Annotated in this window: 17 protein-coding genes, 1 other RNA gene and 1 pseudogene; 7 read left to right on the forward strand and 12 right to left on the reverse strand. The window is 43.0% G+C overall.

The window, feature by feature from the left end; translation table 11 throughout:
* Positions 1-55: 55 nt before the first annotated feature.
* Entirely contained in the window at positions 56-475 is a 420-nt protein-coding gene (locus tag Q0605_RS02150; protein ID WP_297896890.1) for a hypothetical protein, read from the reverse strand.
* Positions 476-522: 47 nt separating this feature from the next.
* Between Q0605_RS02150 and ffs the strand changes: the two genes are divergently transcribed.
* Positions 523-620, forward strand: an RNA gene (gene ffs / locus Q0605_RS02155) — signal recognition particle sRNA small type.
* 3 nt (positions 621-623) lie between these two features.
* Here ffs and Q0605_RS02160 read toward each other — a convergent pair.
* The 6 genes and pseudogenes from Q0605_RS02160 to dnaA all read right to left on the reverse strand — a co-directional run bounded on the left by Q0605_RS02160 (position 624) and on the right by dnaA (position 8550).
* Complete coding sequence (locus tag Q0605_RS02160; protein WP_298703785.1) at positions 624-1859, reverse strand: HD domain-containing protein; 1236 nt, start codon at positions 1857-1859, stop codon at positions 624-626.
* A pseudogene (gene queF / locus Q0605_RS02165) lies at positions 1859-2257 on the reverse strand (preQ(1) synthase); the annotation flags it as partial. The gene Q0605_RS02160 and the pseudogene queF, both read right to left, overlap by 1 nt.
* Positions 2236-3660 carry an EAL domain-containing protein gene (locus Q0605_RS02170; RefSeq protein WP_298703787.1) on the reverse strand — a complete coding sequence of 475 codons (1425 nt, stop codon included), beginning with the start codon at positions 3658-3660 and terminating at the stop codon, positions 2236-2238. The pseudogene queF and the gene Q0605_RS02170, both read right to left, overlap by 22 nt.
* Positions 3661-5973, reverse strand: a complete 2313-nt coding sequence (gene gyrB / locus Q0605_RS02175; protein ID WP_298703789.1) for a DNA topoisomerase (ATP-hydrolyzing) subunit B — start codon at positions 5971-5973, stop codon at positions 3661-3663.
* 9 nt (positions 5974-5982) lie between these two features.
* Positions 5983-7062: a DNA polymerase III subunit beta gene (dnaN, locus tag Q0605_RS02180; protein WP_298703791.1), complete on the reverse strand. Its 1080-nt coding sequence runs from the start codon at positions 7060-7062 to the stop codon at positions 5983-5985.
* Positions 7063-7221: 159 nt separating this feature from the next.
* Entirely contained in the window at positions 7222-8550 is a 1329-nt protein-coding gene (gene dnaA / locus Q0605_RS02185; RefSeq protein WP_298703794.1) for a chromosomal replication initiator protein DnaA, read from the reverse strand.
* Positions 8551-8660: 110 nt separating this feature from the next.
* Between dnaA and ruvC the strand changes: the two genes are divergently transcribed.
* Genes ruvC through Q0605_RS02200 form a run of 3 tightly spaced genes read left to right on the forward strand, consistent with a single transcriptional unit; the run spans position 8661 to position 10483 of the window.
* Positions 8661-9140: a crossover junction endodeoxyribonuclease RuvC gene (gene ruvC, locus Q0605_RS02190; RefSeq protein ID WP_298703796.1), complete on the forward strand. Its 480-nt coding sequence runs from the start codon at positions 8661-8663 to the stop codon at positions 9138-9140.
* A gap of 9 nt (positions 9141-9149) precedes the next feature.
* Positions 9150-9956 carry a nitrilase-related carbon-nitrogen hydrolase gene (locus tag Q0605_RS02195; RefSeq protein ID WP_298703797.1) on the forward strand — a complete coding sequence of 269 codons (807 nt, stop codon included), beginning with the start codon at positions 9150-9152 and terminating at the stop codon, positions 9954-9956.
* Positions 9956-10483, forward strand: a complete 528-nt coding sequence (locus tag Q0605_RS02200; RefSeq protein ID WP_298703799.1) for an isochorismatase family cysteine hydrolase — start codon at positions 9956-9958, stop codon at positions 10481-10483. The genes Q0605_RS02195 and Q0605_RS02200 overlap by 1 nt, the downstream gene beginning before the upstream one ends.
* A gap of 132 nt (positions 10484-10615) precedes the next feature.
* On the opposite strand, the gene nhaA is transcribed toward Q0605_RS02200, so the two are convergent.
* From nhaA to glmM, 5 genes are all read right to left on the reverse strand, one after another.
* The gene (gene nhaA / locus Q0605_RS02205) at positions 10616-11779 is read right to left on the reverse strand and encodes a Na+/H+ antiporter NhaA (RefSeq protein WP_298703802.1); all 1164 of its coding nucleotides are present in this window, start codon (positions 11777-11779) and stop codon (positions 10616-10618) included.
* Positions 11780-11842: 63 nt separating this feature from the next.
* Positions 11843-12283 (reverse strand): CopD family protein, encoded by a 441-nt coding sequence (locus tag Q0605_RS02210; protein ID WP_298703804.1) that lies wholly within the window; start codon positions 12281-12283, stop codon positions 11843-11845.
* A 9-nt stretch (positions 12284-12292) separates the two neighbouring features.
* Positions 12293-12685 carry an SHOCT domain-containing protein gene (locus tag Q0605_RS02215; RefSeq protein WP_297916965.1) on the reverse strand — a complete coding sequence of 131 codons (393 nt, stop codon included), beginning with the start codon at positions 12683-12685 and terminating at the stop codon, positions 12293-12295.
* On the reverse strand, positions 12672-13133 hold the full coding sequence (lspA, locus tag Q0605_RS02220; RefSeq protein ID WP_298703807.1) for a signal peptidase II: 462 nt from the start codon (positions 13131-13133) through the stop codon (positions 12672-12674). Before lspA ends, Q0605_RS02215 begins: the two co-directional genes overlap by 14 nt.
* Before the next feature lie 98 nt (positions 13134-13231).
* Positions 13232-14572 carry a phosphoglucosamine mutase gene (gene glmM / locus Q0605_RS02225; RefSeq protein ID WP_298703809.1) on the reverse strand — a complete coding sequence of 447 codons (1341 nt, stop codon included), beginning with the start codon at positions 14570-14572 and terminating at the stop codon, positions 13232-13234.
* Positions 14573-14724: 152 nt separating this feature from the next.
* On the opposite strand from glmM, the gene rpsT reads away from it, so the two are divergent.
* The 3 genes from rpsT (at position 14725) to Q0605_RS02240 (ending at position 16647) form a co-directional block, all read left to right on the forward strand.
* The gene (gene rpsT, locus Q0605_RS02230) at positions 14725-14997 is read left to right on the forward strand and encodes a 30S ribosomal protein S20 (protein WP_298703811.1); all 273 of its coding nucleotides are present in this window, start codon (positions 14725-14727) and stop codon (positions 14995-14997) included.
* Positions 14998-15021: 24 nt separating this feature from the next.
* On the forward strand, positions 15022-16089 hold the full coding sequence (gene prfA, locus Q0605_RS02235; RefSeq protein WP_297882595.1) for a peptide chain release factor 1: 1068 nt from the start codon (positions 15022-15024) through the stop codon (positions 16087-16089).
* A 402-nt stretch (positions 16090-16491) separates the two neighbouring features.
* On the forward strand, positions 16492-16647 hold the full coding sequence (locus Q0605_RS02240) for a hypothetical protein (RefSeq protein WP_295150474.1): 156 nt from the start codon (positions 16492-16494) through the stop codon (positions 16645-16647).
* Positions 16648-16878: the final 231 nt, after the last annotated feature.

Genomic DNA, 16878 nt, shown 5'->3' on the forward strand with positions numbered 1-16878 from the left:
CGTTTGCTATTTTAAAGGCTGACGATTATACTAAAAAAATTCTTAAGATAAAAATTTACGAGTACTCTTTGACTTCGCAGACAAAAAACTCATAAACGCGTTGTTGGATCAGCGCATCCTCGTCATCGTCGCCGATCAGACGGCGTAGATGCGAAAAATCGATCTTTTTGATATATTTTTTGTTATTTTTAATATCTCTGTCTATCTCTTTTAAAAGCGAGTCTAAATTTAGGCCTTTATAGGTCTTTGCCTTTAAGATATACTCTTTTACGATGGATACCAGTACGCCGATGCGTTGCTCGTCGCCCGGATAAATTTCGCCCGCTATATCTTTGATCACATCGTAATCCTCGTCGGTCTGCTTTTTTTTGGCAAGCAGCATTGCGGCAAAAATTTTGGCTCTAAACTCAATAGAGCGATGGTGAGGGATAAAAACCTCGCGAAATACGGATAAAAGATGATTTTTAAAATTCATTTATAACCTTACTTTAAGAAACATTTCCATATAATCCCGATTGCCCTTTCTTAGACCTGTGCAATGCTTTTTTTAGGCACCGCTTCAGGGTAGGAATACAGCAGAGCACTTAGATCTCGCATGTGCCGCAGCCATCTGGGAAGGGGTTTTATAAATCGATCCTATTAAGCCCGAAATGCTCTTTGAAATCCTCGCAAACACTCTGAAAATCAACGCCTTCGATTTTCGGCTTGGCTTTGAAAAACTCTAGCATCGAATTATACCCGCTAAGCAATTCCTTGCTTTTCACGCCGTAGCTAATCGAAATTCCAGCCTCAAAAAACGCCGCGAGTTTGTCGCAATACTTAAGCGCCTTGCCGTCGATTGCGCGAAATTTATCTTCGTTAAACATCTTTAGGCTGCCTTCTGCAAATTTAGGCTCCTTGCCTAGCTCGAAGGTGCGGTTTTCAAACTCATCTTTTATAAATTTACCGCTCTCTTTGCGGATACCCAAAATATAGCTGAAATCATCTCTCATATGCTCCGGCACGAAAGGCAAAATTTTATCGTCTATTAGTCGCATCTCATATTCGCTAATGATGTCGCTAAGGCCTTTGACGCCGTATTTTACGGGGCTAATGATGTCGCGAGTGAGGCTTTCAGGCAAATCGTGAAATAACGCGCAGAAAAAATTATACGCCGTGCGCGAGCGGCACGCATCCACTTCAAGCGAAAAAAAGTAGCTTAAAATCGCAACTACCAGCATGTGTCCAAGCACCGATGTCTCAGGAATTCGCGGCGTCTGCGCCCAGCGCTTTTGAAAACGAAGTCTGCCGCTAAGATCGACTATGCGGGCGAGCTTTTTATTCATCACGATCTTTCGCACGCCGATAAGCTCGTAATAATCCTCGAGCTCCTCCTCCACCTTGGCTTTTAGCTCCTCGATGTCGTTTAGAAACTGACTCGTCTGATAGACGATGTTAAATTCCCACCGCGTAGAGAGGTAGCTTGCCGCCTTTAAGATCACGGCTTCTTTCTTATGATCTTTGGAATTTAGATATTTTTTAAATCGCTCGAAAAAAGCGCCGTTTTGAATAGGCAAAAGATCGCTTTCGAGGACGCTTAAAACCCATTCGTTGATCTTTTTTTTCTTGGTTTTTTGGATCTGATGAAAGACGTCCGGACGGATGTCGGTTACTACGATACGCGCTAAAAACTCGAAAATCCCTGCTTCGATGACGTAGTTGATATCCACGTCGCGCTCAAAGCTAGCGATAAAATAAGCGATAATAAATTTATGCGCCTGCTTGTCGAGCTCGACTAAACTCACCATCTTTGGGTAATCATTCCAGCGACTAATGCTTGCGGATTTAAAAATTTGTTCGACTAAATTTGAGCTTATCATCGATAAATTTGATCCGAATTTATTTCGATTACCGTGTGGACGTTGCCGCGCGGATTAAAATCGCCCGTGATTTTCATAAATTTAGGCTTTAGCTTACTTTGAAGCGCGCCGTAAATTTCATTTATACTATCCTCGTGGCTGATATAGCGGTTCATAAAGGAATTTATGTAAAGTTTGATCGCCTTAAGCTCCACTACGAGCTTATCGGGGATATATTCCAAATAGATCGTCGCAAAGTCCGGATATCCCGAGCGCGGGCAGCGGCAGCAAAACTCGGGCAGGGTAATTTTTATCAGATAATCACGCTCCTGTTTATTGGGCCAAACTTCTAAATTTTCGATGTCAAATTTCTCAATTTCCTCTTCGCCGTATCTCACTATGATCTCCTTAAATTCGATATATCATTCGGTTTTTCGACGCAAAATCCCTGAATATAATCGATACCCATTTTATAAAGTTTCATTTGAAATTCCTGCTTATCTACAAAGCGCATTATGGTTTTGACGTCCGATTTTGCGCAGGCTTCGTTGATGCCTATAAAAATATTTTTTATCTTTTCATCGTCTAAATTTTTATTAAATTCTATGTCATAAACGATAAAATCGACGTTTAGAAATTTTAAATACTCAAAGCTCGCGTTTGAGCCGCCGAACTGCGACAGCGCGAAGCTAAATCCAAGTTCGCGAAATCTAATTAAAATTTCATCAAAGCGCTTGATCTCAGAATAGATAAGCTTTTCGTTAAACTCAAACACGATCTTTTTCGGATCGATTAGGTTATTATCGATGAGCTTTAAAATTTCATTGCGAAACTCATTATTTCGCAGCGTTTGAGGCATAATCTCGATAAAAATTTTAGCGTCGATATCCTTAAAATAGATGATTCTAGAAATCTGCCTCATCATCGAAATATCGTATTTAATATCGTAATGATTTAGAAGCAAAATATCTAAAATTCTACTTTTTGTGATCTTTTCGCCGCTTCTTAGATCAAGCTTCGGAATCAAATTTATATGAGATTTTACCCCGTTTTTATCCGCAACGCGCTGATATTTAAAACTGAAATTTTCACTATCTATCGCCTCCATCACGTCGGCGGAAAATACGTCTATTAATACTTTCTCTACGTCAATAGCCTTCTCGCCGTGCTCTTCGTCGTCCAGGTGATTTATCTTATAAAATAGCGCATTTACGATATTATGCAGATTGCGATCATAGGAGCTTGGAAGCATCGTAAATTCGCTTTTAATCTCTACATTTTTGATCGTCTGACTTGAAATTTTATGCTCAAACATCCTCAAAATATGGCTTAAATTTGTAGCTTTTGATTCTACACCGAATACGAAGTAGCCGTTTATAAAGCGACCGATCGGAAGGTCCTTAAAACCCTGCTCCGCCATAAAATTTGAAAGTTCCTTACAATACTCGTATAAAATTTCATCGCCGTTTTTATAACCGTATCGATCGTTTATGTCGATGATATTTTTAATTCGCAAAAGCACAATATTTATTTGACGATTTTTAGCTAGATCATTGCTTAAAATTTTCTCGATCTCCTCGCGCACGAATACATGCGTAACGGGATCAATCAGCGTCTTTTGAAAACCGAAATAAATTTGATAGATAACGTAATAAACATAGCAGATTAAAAGTATCAAAAATAAAATTACGTCGTCAAATTTAAACTCTCCGTTTCGGAACAAAATAATTCCGAAAACAATTAAAACGCAGGTAAACGGCACCGAAATTTTAAGTGCCGTTATAAAACGATTTTCGCGCTCTTTGGTCTCACTAAATAACATCTAAACATCCAAATGTTTTACATCTTTTGCATGATCTTGGATGTAGTTTCGGCGCGGCTCAACCTCGTCACCCATAAAAAGATTAAAGGTATCGCTCGCACTTTGTGCGTCTGCAATGCTGATTTTTAAAAGCCTTCTATTTTCAGGGCTCATAGTGGTTTCCCAAAGCTGCTCCGGATTCATCTCACCAAGACCTTTGTAACGCTGAATATAAGCGCCTTTTTTCGAGCTTTTTTCGATTTCGTCTAAAATTTCAATAAAATCCTTGCCAAAATTTACATCCCGATCTTTGATCTTTGAATAAATTCTAATCGCCTCTTCAAAGATATAATTGCCGAATAAATTCTCATCTATCACAAGCTGTTCTAGGCCGCTTGGCGTCTGAACGTAAATTCTAATCCCTTCATCATTTACATAGGAATTTAAGATATTAAATCCTTCACTCTCTAGGCGCGGTTTTAAAATTTCAAATAGTTCCTCGTAGCCGAGGCTTCGCGCTTCGTCGTTTTCTATTAAAAATCTGATCGCACTAAGCACGCTGAAACGCTTTTTGAGCTCATTTAGAAGCGAGCGATAGTTTGAGACAATTTTTAGATAATCGATCAGATCCTCGTTGCCAATACCTTCAAACTCGCCCATATCGATGCCCGTTTCGATCAAAAACTCGCTAAGCGCCTTTTCGTCTTTCAGATAAATCTCTTTTTTGCCCTTTTTATATCTAAAAAGTGGCGGCTGTGCCAGATAAACATAGCCGTTTTCGACAACAGGGCGCAAAAATCTAAAGAAAAATGTTAGAAGCAGCGTCTGAATGTGGCTACCGTCGACGTCCGCGTCCGTCATAATGATGATTTTGTGATAGCGGAGCTTTTCCTCGTTAAATTCCTCGCCGATACCGCAGCCAAAGGCCGTGATCATATTTTTAATCTCTTCGGATTGCAAAATTCTATCCAGGCGCGCCTTTTCTACGTTTAAAATTTTACCTCTAAGCGGCAGGATCGCTTGAAACACGCGGTCTCTTCCCTGCTTCGCCGAACCGCCCGCACTATCGCCCTCGACTAGATAAATTTCGCTAATGCTTGCATCTTTGCTCTGGCAATCGGCTAACTTTCCGGGAAGGGTGCCAACGGAATTTATATTGTCTTTTTTGCGCGTTAGATCGCGTGCTTTTTTTGCCGCTTCGCGACCGCGCGCGGCTAAAAGAGCCTTATTCATAATGGCGCGCGCTTCGATCGGATTTTCTTCAAAATACTTGCTAAGCACCTCAAACGCCATCTTTTGCACGATCGGCTTAACATAGCTGGAACCCAGCTTGCCTTTAGTCTGCCCTTCAAACTGCGGCTCGGGAACCTTGACGCTAATTACCGCGATGAGCCCCTCGCGAACGTCGTCGCCGGTGATCTTCGTATCCTTTTCACGTGCAGCCGCATTTGCCGCGACGTAATTTGTTATCGCTCGAGTAAGACCCGCTCTAAAACCCGCCTCATGCGTACCGCCGTCCGGAGTTTTGATATTATTTACAAAGCTCAGTAAATTTTCGCTATATGTTTCGTTATACATAAGCGCGAAATCCACCATAACATCTTCCGCGCCGTCGCTAAACGATACGGCTTTGGATATGGCAGGCGCTTTATTCATATCGTTTACGAAGCTTTCTAAACCGCCTTCAAAGTGAAAGTGCTCGTCCCTGCCCGTGCGGTTATCTTTAAAATTTATCGTGATTTTTGGATTTAGATACGCTAGCTCGCGAAATCTTTTCGATAAAATTTCATCGTCAAATTCTAAAATTTCAAAAATTTCGCCGTCGGGCCAAAACTCGATCGTCGTGCCCGTGCGGTTAGTAGTTTTTATCTTTTCAAGCTCTGTAGTAGGAATTCCTTTGGCAAATTCTTGTCTATAAATATTTCCGTCACGTTTGATCGTAGCAACGAGCTTTTTTGAGAGCGCATTTACAACGCTAACGCCCACGCCGTGCAGACCGCCGGAGACTTTATAAGTGTCTTTGTCAAATTTACCGCCTGCGTGAAGCACGGTTAAAACCACCGTCGCGGCAGGAATTTTTTCGGTCGGATGTATATCGACGGGGATTCCGCGACCGTTATCACTAACGATACAACTTCCCTCGCTAGTGATCTCAACATCGATTGTGTCGCAGTAACCTGCCATCGCCTCATCGATCGAATTATCTACAACCTCATAAATCATATGATGAAGTCCACCGATATTGGTGTCTCCGATATACATTCCAGGGCGCTTTCTAACAGCCTCAAGACCTTTTAAAACTTTAATATTACTGGCGCCGTAATTTTGCTTCATAATTTTCCTTTAAATATTATTTATCGGCATGACAACCGTTTTTAGGTCGTCCGCGCTAAGTACGAACGCCGTATCGGAGTTGTTAAAATCAAGCTCAAAAATTTCACTCTCAATATTACTTAAAAAATCAAGCAGAAAGCGATTTTTCACGCCGAAGACTATCTCGCCGTTTATATCGATCGCCGCTTCAATTTCGGTCTTTGCTTCGGAATTATCTTCGTTGATACTTTCAAAAACCATTCCGTCCTTCTTAATGGTAACCTTCATCTCCTCGCACATTGCATTTATCGCTCGCACGCCGCTTACCATCTTATCGCGCGGGATTAAAATTTTATACGCCGTATCGCTTGGGATCACGCGCTCGTAGTTTGGAAATTTGCCGTTTATAAGCTTCGTAAAAAACTCAAAATTTTCGCTCACCGCTAGTAGCACGTTTTCGTCGTAGTAAATTTTAATTTTATCCGAAAATAGCTTTTGAATTTCGCCTATCGCCTTTTTAGGGATTAAAATTTTAGTATCTAGCTCGCCCGCTTTTGATTGAGTGATCAGCTTATAAACGCTAAGTCGCTTAGTATCGGTTCCGACTAAATTTAAAAATCCCTCTTTTACGTCGATTAAGGCTCCGTTTAGCTCATATTTCGGATTGTTCGTATCAATTGACGGATATATTTTTTTAAGGCTTCTTCCTAAAATTCCAGCATTTACGTCAAAGCTATTTTTGCCCTCTATTGTAGGAAAGCTCGGAAAATCCCTCGTTTCAAACATCGGAAGCTTATACTTAGATTTTTTTTGCTTTACAAATAGCGCTCCATTTACGGTCTCTAAAGTTACGTTATCGTCGCTTAAGCCTTTAATAACGCTAAGAAGTTTGCCTCCATTTGCCGTAGCTTCTCCCTCTGTTTCTATCGAGACATTTTGTAGATTGTAGCTTAAGCCAATTTCATGATCGGTAGCTTTTATACTAAAAATTCCATCTTTAGCGCTCATCAAAAGATGCGAAGTTATTGAGCTTAGATCTTTTTTATCAAGATAGGAACTCGTATTGGAAACTATCTCTTCTAAAAGTTTTTTAGTGATTAACACTTTCATATTTTTATCCTTTTAAATTTTTATCGTTGTTGTAGTTGGTAAGCGGTTTTTGTGAAAAACTCATTTTTAGATCCATTTTTAGGAGGTTTTTATCGTGAGTAAGAGATCTCATTTTATTCACTTTCATTCACGTTTTTTGATCTATTTTCATAAAATACGTTAAATTTCATTCTTTTCCTTCTTGGTTATTTTGTTTTTTAGCTCTTCTATTTTTATCTTTAACATCTCGTCGGTTTGGATGAGTTCGTTGATTTTTTTGATATTTTTGCTGATAGCGCTGTGATCTTTTAGATTAAAGAATGTTGCGATTTTTGGCATTGAGTTTTGAGTTAGCTGTTTGGTTAGATATATGCAAATTTGGCGCGCTTCTACGACGTTTTTACTTCGCGTTTTACTCTTTAGCTCGCTAGGTTTTATGTTTAACTCTTTTGAGACGACCTCAATGACGTGTTCTAGGCTCACGCTTGAATATTTTTGATGGATCTGATCTTGAAGCGTACTTTTGGTAAATTCCAGCGTGATCTTCGTGCGAAGTATCGATGAATAGGCGTTTAGTTTATTTATTGCACCTTCAATTTCGCGGATATTATCGCCCATATTTGCGGCAATATATTCTACGACGTCGTGTGGAATTCTAACGCGATTTTCTTCGCTCTTTTTATTGATAATAGCGATTTTAGTTTCTAGATCCGGCGGGGTTATGTTTGCTATTATGCCGCTTTCAAATCGCGTTGTGAGGCGACTTTCAAAGCCTTTTAAGAATTTCGGCGGCAGGTCGTTGGTTAGCACGATTTGGCAGTTTTTGTCTTTTAGCTCGTTAAATGTGTAAAAAAGCTCCTCCTGAGCCTTATCACGCCCGATTAAAAACTGAATATCGTCGATGAGTAAAACGTCGCAGTTGCGGTATTTTTGTTTAAATTTATCGATTGAGTTGTTTTTGAGATTAAAGACAAAATCATTGGCAAACTGCTCGCTAGTGACGCAGATGACGGTTTTTCCCTTTTTGATGCAGTAATTTCCGATCGATTGAAGTAGGTGAGTTTTGCCAAGCCCACTAGGTCCGTAGATAAAGAGCGGATTAAAGCGGATTCCAGGCTCTTTTGCGACGGTAATTGAACACTCAAAAGCAAATTTATTTGAATCGCCGATTATGAAATTTTCAAAATTATAATTTTCGCTTAAAATCGTACTCTTAGGCTTTTCGGAGATGATTTTTACCTTTTCTTTCGGCGAAATTTTAGATTTTGAGGTAATTTTAACGATTACGTCGTTGAGTCCAAACTGTTTTTTGATAAGCTCTTTTATTTTTTTGCCATATTTTGTCTGGGTATATTTAGCGATAAACTCGTTAGATGCGTTATAGATGAAAAATTCAGACGTCGAGCTTTTATCGTTAAATTTCAAATTTTTGATATATCTAGAGTATTCGGTAGGTAAAATTTCCTTCTCTAGGTTTGACAAAATTTCTTGTGCTTGTGACGTCGCCATTGAATTCCCTTATAAATTAAGATGTCATTTTAGCTAAATTTCACTAAATTTGCGGTAAATTTCAGTTTGTTCACCGGTGATTAAGCCGTGAATAAGCGTGAAAGGTGGCTATGAAAATTTTAGGAATTGATCCGGGAACCAGAAATTTAGGCTATGCGATTTTGGAAAAAGATGTGAATAAGATTAAACTCATTGAGGCGGGATTAGTAAAAATGAAGGCCGAAAACGTGCAATTTCAAATGACGCAGATGAGCGAGGCGATCGATCAAATTTTTAGCGCTCATAAGATCGATGAGGTCGCGATAGAATCGATGTTTTACGCCTACAATCCGCAGTCTGTTTTAAAGCTCGCTCAGTTTCGCGGCGCGCTGGCTCTTAAAATTTTACAAATTTTTGGAAATTTCGCCGAATACACGCCGCTTCAGATAAAAAAATCGGTCACGGGCAAAGCAAAGGCGGCGAAGGAGCAGGTCGCCTTCATGGTAAAGCGGATTTTAGGGATTAATAAGGAGATCAAACCGCTCGACGTTACCGACGCCATTGCCGTTGCGCTCACGCACGCTCACGCGATGCGCCGGGCGCCTAGATAGGAGAAAGAGTTGAAAATCGCAATCTTACAAATGAACGTGAAGCTCGCCTCTACTGTCGCGGATTGCGAGCAAAATTTTATCCGAGCGCGAGAGCTTATAGATCGCGCGTTAAAACGCGGCGCGGACGTAGTGGTGCTGTCCGAGGCCTTTAATACGGGCTTTTGCGTGCAAAATTTCAAGCGCTTAGCCGATGCGGGAGCTGCGCGAACGAAGGGATTTTTAAGCGAAATTTCGCAAAACTGTGGAGCTGTTTTAATAGGCGGATCGATAAACTCCGAGCGAGATAAAATTTATAATTCTGCTTTCGTCTATCAAAACGGAGCCGAAATTTTACGCTACGACAAGATCCACGCTTTCTCGCTCGCTCGCGAAAACGAGATCGTAAGCAGCGGCGATAAGCTAGGCATTTGCGAGATAAAATTTCAAAATCGCGCAGTTAAAATCGGCGTCGCGGTCTGCTATGATCTGCGCTTTTGTGAAATTTTTCGCGCCTTAGCGCTTCGCGGCGCGCAGATAGTTTTTGTGATTGCGCAGTTTGCGCAAAGTCGCATAGAGCATTTTATCACGCTTGCTAAGGCCCGCGCGATCGAAAATCAAATTTTTATCTGCGCGGTAAACGGCTGCGGCGATACGGGGCAGGGCGAGAGTTTCGGCGGAAATTCCATGCTGATCGGTCCCGGCGGTGAGATCGTCGCGCGCCTAGGCAAAAAAGAGGCCGTGAAGATTGCTCGAGCGGATTTAAATGAAATTTTAAAATTTCGCGCTAAAATGGATCTTTTAAAAGATATGAAACCTGAAATTTATAAGGAGTTTTGATGAAAACTTTGGTATTTGTGATCGATATGTTAAACGGCTTCGTAAAATTCGGCGCGATGGCCGATCCTAGCATAGCAAAGATCGCTCCTGCGGTGATTAGGCAGATTGAGGCGGCTAAAAACGTGCATTTCATCTGTGACGCTCACGCCGAGCGGGATCTGGAGATGAAGCGATATCCGGTTCACTGTCTAAAAGGCTCGCCAGAATCGGAGGTGATCGAGGAGCTTGCGCCGTTTGTAAGCGAGCAAAACGTCACTTTTAAGCGCAGCACGAACGGCTTTCATAATTTGGATAAGAAAATTTTAGAGGGCTTTGATCGCTTCGTAATTACGGGCTGCTGCACCGACATCTGCGTGATGCAGTTTGCGCTTAGCTTGCGAACCTATCTTAACGAAATTGGCGCCGATAAAGACGTCGTCGTTCCGCGAGGTGCGGTAGCTACCTACGATGCGCCGAATCATGAACGCGGTTACTACGACGAATGTGCGCTAAGCTTAATGCAAAATGCAGGAATTTTGGTAGTTTAAGCTGTACTTAGATTAAACAGAATTTCAAGCTAAATTTTCTAGCTTATAAATTTTAAAATTTAGAGCCGCTCTTAAAATTTTGAAATTTTGTGTTGCTCGTAAAATTTTAAAGTTTTAATCTTTTTATGGAATTTAGCTTTGTTTCACCGCGACTGCTTTTGCGACGAAAAATCCCACTACTCCAGAAATTATCGAGCCTAAAAATACCGCGAGCTTGTCTGTGTAATGATACATATCGCTGCCGCCGTATGCTAAGCCGTCAACGAAAAGCGCCATCGTAAAGCCGATACCACAGATGATCGCCACTGCGTAAAGCTGCATCCAGCCTGCGTTTTCCGGCATGTAGGCGATTTTGGCTTTGATTAAGATCCAGCTGAAAGTAAAAATTCCGATCTGTTTGCCGAAAAATAGCCCGAGCATGATGCCCATCGGTACGGGACCGAAAAGAAAACTAGGGCTGATACCAGCTAGCGAGACGCCAGCATTCGTAAAAGCAAAGATCGGCAAGATGAAGAAATTTACGGGGTAGGCTAGGCCGTGTTCCATATCCTTTAGCATCGAGCCCGAGCAGGTCTTAAGCGGGATACAAAAGCCCGCGAGTACTCCCGCGATGGTCGCGTGGATACCTGAGTTTAGCACCATTACCCACAGCACGATGGCGACGATGATGAATGGAAGCTTTTTATCAACGCCGAATCTGCTCATTGCTAGCATTATTACGATACAGGCAACCGCGCCACCTAGATAGATTGCATTTATATCCGAGGAATAAAACAAAGCGATGATTAAAATTGCACACAAATCGTCCATTATCGCAAGCGTCAAAACAAAAATTTTAAGGCTAGCCGGGATTTTTTTGCCCAAAAGTGCCATAACGCCCACGGCAAAGGCTATATCTGTCGCCGTAGGGATTGCCCAGCCCTTCATCGCGACGGCATCGCCCCAGTTAATGATCGAAAATATAATCGCAGGCATCATTACTCCGCCCAGAGCCGCGAAGCTAGGAAGTAAAATTTGAGAGAAATGGCGTAGCTGCCCTTCGATCTTTTCGCGCTTGAGCTCAAGTCCAATGGCAAAGAAAAATATAGCCATGAGCACGTCGTTTACTAAAAAATGCATCGATTCATCGAGCTTTGCAGGGCCGACGCCTATGGTGAAGTTTAGATGTAAAAACGCCTCATAGTATTTTGATAAAAAACCTACGTTTTGAGCTACGATTGCAAAGACCGCGGATAAAAGCAGTATAATTCCCGCGCTACTTTCGCTCGATAAAATTTTTCTTATGATCTGCCGCACATGCTTCCTTTAAAATTTTGCTCTAATTTTATGCAAATTTTAATTAAATTTTTATCAAAGCGCTTAGTTGCTCGGTAAATTCGGCATTATTAGCATCGCATAAAGTATTATAAACATCAGGATCGTAGGACCTTCGTTGATCGCACGAAAGTACTTTCCGCTCCTGTGGCACTCGTTTTTTTCAAATTTATACATATAATAATACAGCCACAAATGATAACAGATTAGCAAAACTCCGGCTAGCAGCTTTAGATGAAAATATCCCATCTTCATAAGCCCCGGATTTAAAACGATAAGCATTACGCCGCTAAAAACCGTCACGACCATCGCTATCCAGCCGATCGCATGATACAGCATCCGCTCCATCTTTTTAACGACCTTTACAAAATCCGGCTTGTCTAAATTTTCAGCGTGATAAACATACAGGCGCGGCATATAAAACAGCATCGCCATCCATGAAATAAAGCCCGCAAAATGGACAAATTTAAACCAATAGTAACTCATTTTTTCTCCTTAATCTCTCATTAAAATTTCTTTTCGCGCCTCGAATTCCTCTTTAGAAATCGCGCCTTTTTGATACAGCTCAAAGAGCGCATCGACTTTTTTTAGACGTCCTTCGTAGTCGTCTTCCTCCGTCTCACTTGCAAAAGCATTTAAATCTTCTACCCAAATTCCTACGAAAAATATATCTAGCAAAATCCAAATTCCCCAAATCGCCCAAAACAAAAAGCCCACCAAAAACCATAGTGTAAAACTTCCCAGCCAAAATAGCGCGATTTGAGCAAATCCGCTGATAAATTTGCCGCAATAAATTCTATGCAGTCCGCCGCCGATCGGCATAGCTGCGATCCACGAAAACGCACCTAAAAACCAAAGCGCGTAAGCGATATAATTATTTCTCTTCATTTTTCTCCTTTTTTGCGGTGCGTAAGCCCTGAAAAATAAAAATCACTACGGCCAGATCTATCATCACGTCGGCGAAATTAAACACCGCAAACTCAAACCATTTATGCCACGCAACGTAATCCACGACGCCGCCGCGAATGAAGCGATCAAGTAAATTTGAACAACCTCCCGCGAGCATCAGCGCAAACGGCATCCAATGCTCGCAAAAGAGCTTTTTATGACAAAATACATACGCCGCAAGCGCTGAGATCAGCGCGATCTGGATAAATTTTAAATTTTCGCCCAAAAAGGCAAACATCGAAAACGCAACGCCGCGATTAAGCGTAAGCTCTAGCGAAAAAAACTCTCCTTGCCACGAAAAGCCGTTTAAAAACAGAAGTTTGATCGCTTGATCGATCGCAAAGATCGCCGCAAAAAGCAGGATAAATTTAATACAGGTCTTAGCCATCTCGCAGCCTAAATTTAAATATGTAAAGCCTGCATTTTTTATCCGCGCCTTTTGTACCGAGCCATGAGCTTGTCGCGCCGTAAAATTTCACCGCAACGCTACTCATTTAGGGCTTTGGTAAAAAATTTCTCGACCTCGTCCATTCGCTTTTGCAGCAGTTTTTCGTTTTTGCCCTCGAGCAAGAGGCGGATAACGTTTTCGGTGCCGGAGTAGCGAAAGAGCGAGCGGATATTGTCCGCTTTAAGGCTTGCTTCAAGCTCTTTTAGCCCTTTTAATTTTTCAAGCGGCTTTTTATCCGCGATCTTTAAATTTCTTAAAATTTGAGGATATGGCTTAAGCATAGCCGAAAGTTCGCTCGCTTTTTTGTGCGTATCCAGCATGCAAGCGGCGAATTGCAGCGCGCTTGCGATGCCGTCGCCCGTTTTGGCGTAATCGCCGAAGATCACGTGCCCGCTCTGCTCGCCGCCGAAATTTGCGCCAAGTTCGTGCATCATCTCAAGTACGAATTTATCGCCGACATTGCAGCGATTAAGCGCGATGCCGTGTTTGGCTAAAAAATCCTCCAGTGCGGAGTTACTCATCACTGTTGCGATCATCTGATCGCCCGCGAGGCGCTTTTTCTCTTTCAAATATACCGCTAAAATTCCAAGCAGCGCGTCGCCGTGGATGATTTCGCCGTTTTCATCCACGACTACGAGTCTGTCGGCATCCCCGTCAAAGGCAAAGCCCACGTCGGCGCGCAGGCGTCTTACCTCCCCGGCCAGACCTTGCGGGCTTAACGCGCCGCAAGCATCATTTATATTTTTTCCGTTAGGCTCGTCGCCGATGACGATCGTTTCGGCTCCCAGCTCATTAAATACGGTAGGTGCGACCCTGTAGCTTGCTCCGTTTGCGCAATCAAGGACGACGCGAAGCCCGTGCAGCGTCTTTTGCTTCGGGAAGGAATTTTTAATATGCACGATATATCTGCCGATGACGTCGTCCACGCGCTTTGCAGCGCCTATCTGCATCATTTTGGTGCGCGCCTCAGAGATGAGTTCGTCGCTGAAATAAATTTTTTCGATCTGAGCTTCCTCTTTTTCGTCGAGTTTGAAGCCCTCGCTGTTGAAAAATTTAATGCCGTTGTCGTAGTATGGATTGTGGCTCGCGCTTATCATGATGCCTGCATCGCAGCGCATATCCTCCGTAAGAAAGGCAATCGCAGGAGTAGGCATCGGACCGATCTGACGGACGTTGTAGCCCACCGAGGTAAGACCCGCAACGATCGCTGTTTCTATCATATAGCCGCTTCTGCGGGTATCTTTGCCGACTAAAATCATATTCGTAACGGAATTTTTCCTAAAATAAATTCCCGCTGCCATCGCTACGCGCATCGCAAGCTCGGCGGTCAAAAATTCTCCCGCTTTGCCTCGTACGCCGTCCGTTCCGAAAAGTTTCATTATCAAATCCTTGTATAAAAATCATGAAATTCTACCAGAAAAAGTTTAATCTTAATAAATTTAAACTATATTTAAATTTTACTTAAATTAAGCGTCGATTAAATATTTTTTACGTATAATCGCAGGTTCAAATTTAACTGAAAAGGAACATTATGGCAAATCACAAATCCGCCGAAAAACGCGCGAGACAAACCATAAAAAGAACGGAGCGAAATAGATTTTATCGCACCAGAGTAAAAAATATCACAAAAGCCGTAAAAGAGGCGGTCGAAAGCAAGGATCTAGACGCAGCGACCCAGGCTCTGAAAACGGCTAATGAAAGCTTTCACAGCTTCGTAAGCAGGGGCTTTTTGAAAAAACAGACCGCGAGCAGAAAAGTAAGCCGCCTAGCCAAACTCGTAAATTCTTTAAAAACCGCCGCGTAAGCGTCCCTTACGCATAAAATTTAAATGCTAGCCGATAAACTAAAGCCCTTTTTGGATCGCTACGACGAGCTTTCGCGCATGCTTAGCGATCCCGCAGTTACCGCAGATATCGCTAATATGACGGCGCTATCTAAGGAGCAGCGCAATATCGAGCCGATCAAAGAGGCGGCTAGCGAGTATCTTAAAATTTTAAATCAGATCGAAGAAAACAAAGCCCTGCTAAGCGATGCCGATCTAGGCGAGCTAGCCAAAGAGGAGCTTAAAAGCTTAGAGATGCAAAAGCCGCAGCTCGAAGAAAAAATCAAAATTTTACTGCTTCCGAAAGACCCCAACGATGATAAGAATATCTTTCTTGAGATCCGCGCCGGTACAGGCGGCGACGAAGCGGCGCTGTTTGCGGGCGATCTGCTCGGCGCGTATCTGCGCTACGCCGATCTTCGCGGCTATAAATGCGAGATCGTAAGCACTAGCGAAGGCAGCGTCGGCGGCTACAAAGAAGCGATCTTGCTCGTAAAGGGCGCGGGAGCGTATTCGCGGCTGAAATTTGAAGGCGGCACTCACCGCGTGCAGCGCGTCCCCGAAACGGAGAGCCAGGGCAGGGTGCATACCTCCGCGATCACCGTCGCCGTCATGCCCGAGATCGAGGATAGCGAGATACAGATCAACCCAAACGACCTTCGCATCGACGTTATGCGCAGCTCCGGCCACGGCGGACAGTCCGTAAACACCACCGACAGCGCCGTTCGCATCACTCACATCCCGACCGGTTTAGTCGTTACCAACCAAGACGGCAAGGACCAGCACAAAAACAAAGAAGCGGCGATGAAGGTGCTGAAGGCGCGCCTTTACGATATGCAGGAGCAGGAGCGGCTCGAAAAAGAGCGCAAAGATCGCAAGGATCAGGTAGGCACCGGCGACCGCTCGGGGCGAATTCGTACCTACAACTATCCGCAAAACCGCATCAGCGACCACCGCATAAATTTAACTCTCTACCGCCTGGACGCGATAATGGCAGGGGGCTTGTTCGACGAGATCATCGATCCGCTCATCGCGCACTCTCAAGCCGAAGCGATCGCAAACGCGGGCTATTAGCCTTTTAAAATTTAATCCTCATATTTTCAAAATTTTGCTGCGATTTTGTTGCAAAATTTACTTAAATTTAGCCGCAAGCCTTCGGGACAATGTGTTTAATGGCTTTCGCCTCGGCAAATTCACTTAAATTTCATCGCAGTCGTCGCTTGAAATCCCGCCTTTTTAAATTTAAATTCTATTCGCCGTGCCGCCTGGCGTTTTAAATTTCTCTGTTTTTTTAAAATGCGCGCCTTAAACGCCGCTTTAAAATTTACGCAGACGCGAGCAGGGGGGGTCGCTGCGATAAATTTAAAGTCAAATTTTATTTCTAGCCATCTTTTAATTTGTTTCTTATCTTTGGTGTATTAAATCCCGCTTCGTTTCATTCGTAAATTTGAAACGTATTTCTAAAAAGGAAAAACAATGAGCGAAAGAAATTTACAAATTTTAGGTTGGGCGGGCACATGCCTGTCGGTCATCATGTACGTATCCTACGTGCCGAACATAATGGCAAATTTAAGCGGCAACAAAGTCCCGTTTCTCCAGCCGCTCGCAGCCGCGATAAACTGCACGATATAGCTTAGCTACGGCCTGCTAAAGCCCAAAAAGGACTATCCGCTCGCCGCGGCGAATTTCCCGGGGATCATCTTTGGGCTACTAATCGCAATAACGGCGCTTTGAACCGCGCTTTTAGCGGCTTGATAAATTTTAAAACCGCCCGCGCCGCACCTTGTCTGCCGCGTCTGTACAGCGCACCCACCTGCCACGCTGAGTCCGAGCTAACTTGTCGCAAGCGTACCCGCACCTCAC

It is taken from the genome of uncultured Campylobacter sp. (genome assembly GCF_938017705.1).
Lineage (GTDB): Bacteria > Campylobacterota > Campylobacteria > Campylobacterales > Campylobacteraceae > Campylobacter_B.

Bases quoted from the DNA above. Each gene is read 5' to 3' on its own strand.
- Q0605_RS02150 (WP_297896890.1), bottom strand. From the start codon at position 475: ATGAATTTTAAAAATCATCTTTTATCCGTATTTCGCGAGGTTTTTATC.
- Q0605_RS02160 (WP_298703785.1), bottom strand. From the start codon at position 1,859: ATGATAAGCTCAAATTTAGTCGAACAAATTTTTAAATCCGCAAGCATT.
- Q0605_RS02170 (WP_298703787.1), bottom strand. From the start codon at position 3,660: ATGTTATTTAGTGAGACCAAAGAGCGCGAAAATCGTTTTATAACGGCA.
- gyrB (WP_298703789.1), bottom strand. From the start codon at position 5,973: ATGAAGCAAAATTACGGCGCCAGTAATATTAAAGTTTTAAAAGGTCTT.
- dnaN (WP_298703791.1), bottom strand. From the start codon at position 7,062: ATGAAAGTGTTAATCACTAAAAAACTTTTAGAAGAGATAGTTTCCAAT.
- dnaA (WP_298703794.1), bottom strand. From the start codon at position 8,550: ATGGCGACGTCACAAGCACAAGAAATTTTGTCAAACCTAGAGAAGGAA.
- ruvC (WP_298703796.1), top strand. From the start codon at position 8,661: ATGAAAATTTTAGGAATTGATCCGGGAACCAGAAATTTAGGCTATGCG.
- Q0605_RS02200 (WP_298703799.1), top strand. From the start codon at position 9,956: ATGAAAACTTTGGTATTTGTGATCGATATGTTAAACGGCTTCGTAAAA.
- Q0605_RS02210 (WP_298703804.1), bottom strand. From the start codon at position 12,283: ATGAGTTACTATTGGTTTAAATTTGTCCATTTTGCGGGCTTTATTTCA.
- Q0605_RS02215 (WP_297916965.1), bottom strand. From the start codon at position 12,685: ATGAAGAGAAATAATTATATCGCTTACGCGCTTTGGTTTTTAGGTGCG.
- lspA (WP_298703807.1), bottom strand. From the start codon at position 13,133: ATGGCTAAGACCTGTATTAAATTTATCCTGCTTTTTGCGGCGATCTTT.
- glmM (WP_298703809.1), bottom strand. From the start codon at position 14,572: ATGAAACTTTTCGGAACGGACGGCGTACGAGGCAAAGCGGGAGAATTT.
- rpsT (WP_298703811.1), top strand. From the start codon at position 14,725: ATGGCAAATCACAAATCCGCCGAAAAACGCGCGAGACAAACCATAAAA.
- prfA (WP_297882595.1), top strand. From the start codon at position 15,022: ATGCTAGCCGATAAACTAAAGCCCTTTTTGGATCGCTACGACGAGCTT.
- Q0605_RS02240 (WP_295150474.1), top strand. From the start codon at position 16,492: ATGAGCGAAAGAAATTTACAAATTTTAGGTTGGGCGGGCACATGCCTG.